Source organism: Magnetovibrio blakemorei (genome assembly GCF_001746755.1).
GTDB lineage: Bacteria > Pseudomonadota > Alphaproteobacteria > Rhodospirillales > Magnetovibrionaceae > Magnetovibrio > Magnetovibrio blakemorei.
This window is the reverse complement of the sequence record NZ_MCGG01000062.1, coordinates 1-5,449: the sequence shown is the minus strand read 5'-3', so window position 1 is coordinate 5,449 and position 5,449 is coordinate 1. Positions and strand designations below refer to the sequence as shown.

Here is a 5,449-nt window from a genome sequence, read left to right as displayed (position 1 = left end):
TCATTGGTCAGTGGTGATTACGTGAAAATATCTTCTTTTGGCTGTTTTTCCGTTCGTGCGAAAAAGAAACGCATGGGCCGCAACCCAAAGACGGGTGAACAAGCAATTATTTTACCTCGTAATATTTTAACATTTCGGCCATCGTCAACTCTAAAGTTACGGATCAATTCTAAGCGCACACCCGGTGCGTCCTTTTAAGTTCCACTGGATGTCGTAAAAAATATTGAGGGGACATTTTCACATCCCCTCAAATCTCCTAAGCAGCTTGTTCCACATCCCAAGCTTCCTCGAAAATCCTATCAAGTTCGTCCTGAACAATGCTTAAGCCATTGATATTTGGAACCTGTTCGCGGTCTGCAAAGTATCTGTTTGTACCATTTTGCGGGTCTTTTCTGCAGCGTTCATGATCCAGGCAAGGCAAGGCGTTGAGGATCTGACGCATGTTGTGGCCTGCGGCGGCCAGTAGGGCGTTGATGGCGTCGCCAGCTTGGCCTTTGAGGAAGTTCCAGTCAAGTCGCCCATCGGTTTTCATATGACCGATGGTGGCTTCAATGGCTGACCATTGATACTTCGCTTGGAGCCAACTGATGGATCATTTAATGATTCTTTTGGGTGTAGTCCATATGTATTACATCGCAACCATAAAAGCGTGTTATCCTTTTTCAATGTAACTTGGCGTAGAAAGTGGATGCCCCTAAAATATGCCACATAAAATTTTAATCGTTGAAGATAATGAACTGAACATGAAGCTGTGCCATGATTTGCTTCAAGCAAGTGGCTATGATGTCGCGCAATCCATGAATGGGACGGATGTAATGCAGTTGGCGAAGGAACATCGCCCCGATTTAATTATCATGGATATCCAACTTCCCGAAGTAAATGGCTTGGAACTTACCAAGATGTTGAAGGCGGATGATGACTCAAGCATATCCCCGTTATCGCTTGCACGGCATTTGCCATGAAGGGCGATGAAGATAGAATGATGGCTGCCGGATGTGATGATTACATAAGCAAGCCTATTTCTGTGCCATCGTTTTTGGCTACCATCGCCAAGCACCTTGGATTAAGTGAACCAGAACCTTCCGCCGCTTGATTCCTTATTTGTTAGTGTGTTGAGAGTTTTCTAGGGGGAAATATCTATGGATGCATTCGGAAATTGCAAATCATGAAATTTATGGGTTTTATTAAAATACTGGTTTCCAAGCCAGCGAGATAACTGCCCCAAATTTTCATTTTGGTTTTTTGTAAGTTTGTTTTTCATCACGCTGCCCCCCTAAAACCATTTAGGTTTACTGCTTGTTTCACACCACGCTGTATCTCCAGCTTGTTGTAATCATCAGCATAAAAATGGGTGTTGGCGGAGGTTTTTTTGGAATGTGTCTTTTTTGACATTATCCAACATACGCGCTGATTGATGTCCGCCCAGTTAACAAATATAAGCTCAGGTGTGTGGCTTTCTACGTTCAACATGCATGTCCATCGGGGAACCAAAAAGTGTGGTTCTTTCGGAGTAAAATCCGCCAATAGCATTTGTTTGTCGTCAGCCCGATTTTTATTGATGGCTGGAATTATACAATTCATCTCATCTGTCACCAGTTGCGGTGATTGTGTCGTCGCATACCAATTATCCAGGCTCATAAAATTCAAATAAAATATCGTTTCCCAGTTTATATCGACAGTTATTGAATAGCCCTTGTGAACGGGTGAGTTGCGTTTGGGGGTTGGGTTATACCAAAGTTTGTAATTTTGCTTCATGTTCATTTTCTCCTTCTAATCTTGAAACAAAAAGGGGTAACGCGGAATGCGCTACCCCTGATTTGATTAGCTGGAAGGCAATGAAACGAGCCTTGTTGGCATTTGTATTTATGCTTTGAAGCGCGGATTGAACAATAAATCTAAACATTTTTTTCGCGTGTAGCGTCTTGTGTTCACGTCGAGTGTCGTCCTGTGTTGTCACGTGTTGTCTCGTGTTCCGTAAGGAAGCCCAAAAGGGCAAGGTCACGTGTTTTTGTCTCGTGTGAAGCCAAATAAGCACGTCTTCTCGTAGACACAGCTGTAGCTTTGAATAACACGACATTGGGCTCAAGCCCGCTGTAACACATGACGAAACACCTGACATAAAATGTTTTAAGCAAATACTTTTCATTTCCAATTCCAACTAATCAAATACGCCAAACACTAGACACCAACACTAGACTTCAAATGTTCACGTCGACTGAACGGCGTATGTATTTATTTATAAAATCCATCCACGAACCGGCCATTTAATTTTTAAAAAATGTGAATTTTTTCGATAAATATTGATCAGGGTGGTAATTTGGCCACCCTTGAAACCCCAAGGAAAACAGATAGATGAAGGAACTGAACACAATTTATAAATTTCTTATCGAACACCAGCTAACGACTTCTCAAGAAGACTTTTCAAAACACTGGCTGCACAAGTCGCCGCGCTATTACGCCACCATCAAATCCAGCAAGCGCAACGCCAGCGTTGAAGCACTAAGCACGTTGATGGTGAAGCTATATGGACTTGGTGATGAGCTGCACGCAAACAAGCACGGCGACAAGGCAGTGCTTTGTACACCGCTACACAGTTCGCGGATAAGCTTCGAGAAACAATCTCACAAACATCGCTACAGCGTGAACCGCACAAACGTACTGTTGTTATCGACGATCATCCGAGCGCACTTAAAATGTTGTTGGATACGCTTACAAAGCGGGCGTTAGCGCGGACAGCATGATTGATTTTTATCCTTACACGTTAGGATAATTTTTTGAATAAACCGGGGAGACTGCGTTGAAAATCGGGGTGACAGTGCCAACAGATTTAACAACTGTTGGAGACACACCATGTCCATTATCAAAACCCTTGAATTCTCGAATGTTGAAGCGCCGAAGAACACACGCCATGTGAGCACGTTGGAACGCGCCAAGTCCAAATTTTTGGATAGTATCAACACCCAAGTCAGCGCAGTGGAAGCCGCAATTGCTGGCGAAACCTTCACCATCACCAAAAAGCACTACGTTACGGATGAAGATGGCACCCGGCGTCATGTGACGAAGGAAGTCGAACCTCGCCCGATTTGGTTTGAACTGGATGGCGCTTTCTATGTTGCTCCCAAATACGCCAACAAGCCGCTTGTGCTCGGTTCCAACAAATCCAAACCCTCCATCGCGGCGGGCAAAAGCTTGAATGATGTCCTGGTTACGCTGAACACCATCAAGCAAGCGGTGGAAGCTGGCGAGTTGGACAAAATCCTCGAAGCCCAAGCCATCGCTGCACGTCAGCGCATGTCCAAAAAATAATGGATAACGGTTTAGCGATGGAAAGGGGGCTTCGGCCCCCTTCTTTCATGGAGGTGACAATGTGCCGCAATCATAAAATTTCTCAGCTTAACGACCAGCTTCGTAAACATGGCCTTGGCGGTAAGGTTTTTATCACCCAAGGCATACAGTCATTGGATGAATGGCGCCGCGAAGCCGTTATCAATGCTGTGCGCGAGTTTAATGCATTTACGCCGAACAACGATCCATATGGCGAGCATGACATGGGCAACGTTGTTGTCGCGGGCGCAAAGGCTATGTGGAAGATTGATTATTACGATCCGTCGATGACTGTCGGCAGTGAAGAGCCCGCCGATTGCGCAAAGACTGTCCGTGTGCTGACGATTATGCTGGCTGAAGAATATTGATAGCTGTGCTGTATGAGAGCACAGCTGTTATAGAATTAAGTTTTCGAATTAACTGCCTTATTATCTTGGGCGTTTTTCAGGTACGCACACTACATTCAAGCCGACATTGACCATACTCACACGAGTATAATAATCCCCTGTTGGTTTGTAGTTGCTGTTTTTACCAATGAAATAATCTATTTCGTCCTCGGAAAGAAACTCTTCCACATATCCTGTAGCGCATGTGCAGTACGCCCTATTTTCGCCTACTTTAATGAGATTTTTCATGCAGTATCTATCAAAACCGCCTGAAAAAATGCTGCCTAATAATCCTGCGCCTAGGTAAAGCGCTAAAATCACACCTATTGAAATAGCAAAGTCTTTGCCTTTTTTCATAGTCGTGTTTCCTTCGGTCTGCTGCTCATAGCTTATCCTGTTTCTTTCTGTTACAGACTATGATTACTCCAGGTGTGCGGAAATGCAATTCTTAACAGAACCTCTCGCTTTGCGCGTATGTTCCTAAAATTAAGCGTACACAGCGCCAACCTTCTCAGCCCGCTCGGTAGTTAAGTGCTGCCCTAGAAGTCTCCATACCTTCTTGGTAAGGGGGTGCCAATGACAAGATACAAGTGAGGCTTCTCCGTCTTTGAACAGATTCTCCATGGGATTTCCATATCTGATGATCAAGTAGCTGATAAACTTTGGTCATGGACTATGCGTATGGGGAAAGCGATAATAATGTATAGAGTGTAAAATGGATTTAATCGTGAGCCAGTAGGTTAAGCCTGGGGGATGAAATGAATGTTGAAGTAGCCCATAAGTATTGTAGGAAACACCGCAATTCGCTTGAAGTTAGTCAAAAGTGCGGCTGTTTTCATTGCCTAAAAATATTTGATCCCAAAGAAATTGTAATTTGGCTTAATGAAGGGACTGGAACGGCAATGTGCCCATATTGTGGGATCGATGCAATATTAGGTGACAAAGATGTTGGGCTATTGACGCCAGAGTTTTTGCAGAAGATGCACGACTTTTGGTTTGGCGGTTAGGATATTGGTGCATTGAGGATAGGAACTGAGCTTAATGCCAAAAGTCTATAGTTTGGCTTCCAGTATTTACGCTCAGTGCAAAGATGTGTGTATGTGGAGCGTACGTACGTTGCAGAAAACATCAATATATGAACAGTCTGTGTGATGGCGATAATGTTGGCTGAAGAATATTGATTGTTCGTTGTGTCGCCGCACAAACTCGATTTAACGCTTATACCGCGACGATACGCTCAGCCCGCTCGGTAGTTAGCGGAAATCGCTCCATCGCGCTTGTGCGAGCTTTATAGCGGATTGTAAGCGTGTTTTGTTTTTGTTGGAAGTCGGCTAATGCTCAGATTTACCGTGCGTTTTTGGCTTGTATCTTGCGTTTTGGGTTTGTGCGCTACCGTGCGTTTTACCGTACGTCACTAAATTACTGTGATTATAAGCATTATAACTTATTGAAAAGTAATAATAAATATAATATTTTCAATGTGGCTCAATGGATTGCTAATCCGCCGTACGGGGTAAACCCGTACCGAGGGTTCGAATCCCTCCCTGTCCGCCAGATTAGAAAGCCTCGGTCCTCGTGACCGGGGCTTTTTTCTTGTTCTTTTCGCACAAAGCAGGGGCCTGGATAATGGGCTTGAAAAAACAGCACCAAAACTAACAGAACAAATCTTTGACGGCGGCATTGTCCACGGAATCGATAACCCTGGACGATGGCTTCAGGAATCCTTGGATGAAACCTTA

Annotated in this window: 7 protein-coding genes and 2 pseudogenes; 6 read left to right on the top strand and 3 right to left on the bottom strand. The window is 44.2% G+C overall.

The genetic code is table 11. The features are described from left to right. The coding region (locus BEN30_RS18035; protein ID WP_170827078.1) for an HU family DNA-binding protein at window positions 1-198 on the top strand (198 nt) is incomplete at its 5' end. 123 nt (window positions 199-321) lie between these two features. On the opposite strand, the pseudogene BEN30_RS14700 reads toward BEN30_RS18035, so the two are convergent. After that, a pseudogene (locus BEN30_RS14700) lies at window positions 322-559 on the bottom strand (IS5/IS1182 family transposase); the annotation flags it as partial. 142 nt (window positions 560-701) lie between these two features. On the opposite strand from BEN30_RS14700, the pseudogene BEN30_RS14695 reads away from it, so the two are divergent. Next, window positions 702-1,093 (top strand): annotated as a pseudogene (locus BEN30_RS14695) (response regulator). A 167-nt stretch (window positions 1,094-1,260) separates the two neighbouring features. Here the strand turns inward: BEN30_RS14695 and BEN30_RS14690 are convergent. Next, entirely contained in the window at window positions 1,261-1,755 is a 495-nt protein-coding gene (locus BEN30_RS14690) for a hypothetical protein (RefSeq protein ID WP_139135055.1), read from the bottom strand. 597 nt (window positions 1,756-2,352) lie between these two features. Here BEN30_RS14690 and BEN30_RS14685 point away from each other — a divergent pair. From BEN30_RS14685 to BEN30_RS14675, 3 genes are all read left to right on the top strand, one after another. Then, on the top strand, window positions 2,353-2,727 hold the full coding sequence (locus tag BEN30_RS14685) for a DUF6626 family protein (RefSeq protein ID WP_069959085.1): 375 nt from the start codon (window positions 2,353-2,355) through the stop codon (window positions 2,725-2,727). A 123-nt stretch (window positions 2,728-2,850) separates the two neighbouring features. Further along, window positions 2,851-3,306 (top strand): hypothetical protein, encoded by a 456-nt coding sequence (locus BEN30_RS14680; protein WP_069959084.1) that lies wholly within the window; start codon window positions 2,851-2,853, stop codon window positions 3,304-3,306. A 59-nt stretch (window positions 3,307-3,365) separates the two neighbouring features. Continuing rightward, complete coding sequence (locus tag BEN30_RS14675; protein WP_069959083.1) at window positions 3,366-3,692, top strand: DUF3768 domain-containing protein; 327 nt, start codon at window positions 3,366-3,368, stop codon at window positions 3,690-3,692. 60 nt (window positions 3,693-3,752) lie between these two features. On the opposite strand, the gene BEN30_RS14670 is transcribed toward BEN30_RS14675, so the two are convergent. Further along, on the bottom strand, window positions 3,753-4,067 hold the full coding sequence (locus tag BEN30_RS14670; protein WP_069959082.1) for a hypothetical protein: 315 nt from the start codon (window positions 4,065-4,067) through the stop codon (window positions 3,753-3,755). A gap of 401 nt (window positions 4,068-4,468) precedes the next feature. Between BEN30_RS14670 and BEN30_RS18030 the strand changes: the two genes are divergently transcribed. Then, window positions 4,469-4,717, top strand: a complete 249-nt coding sequence (locus BEN30_RS18030; RefSeq protein ID WP_084005615.1) for a hypothetical protein — start codon at window positions 4,469-4,471, stop codon at window positions 4,715-4,717. Window positions 4,718-5,449: the final 732 nt, after the last annotated feature.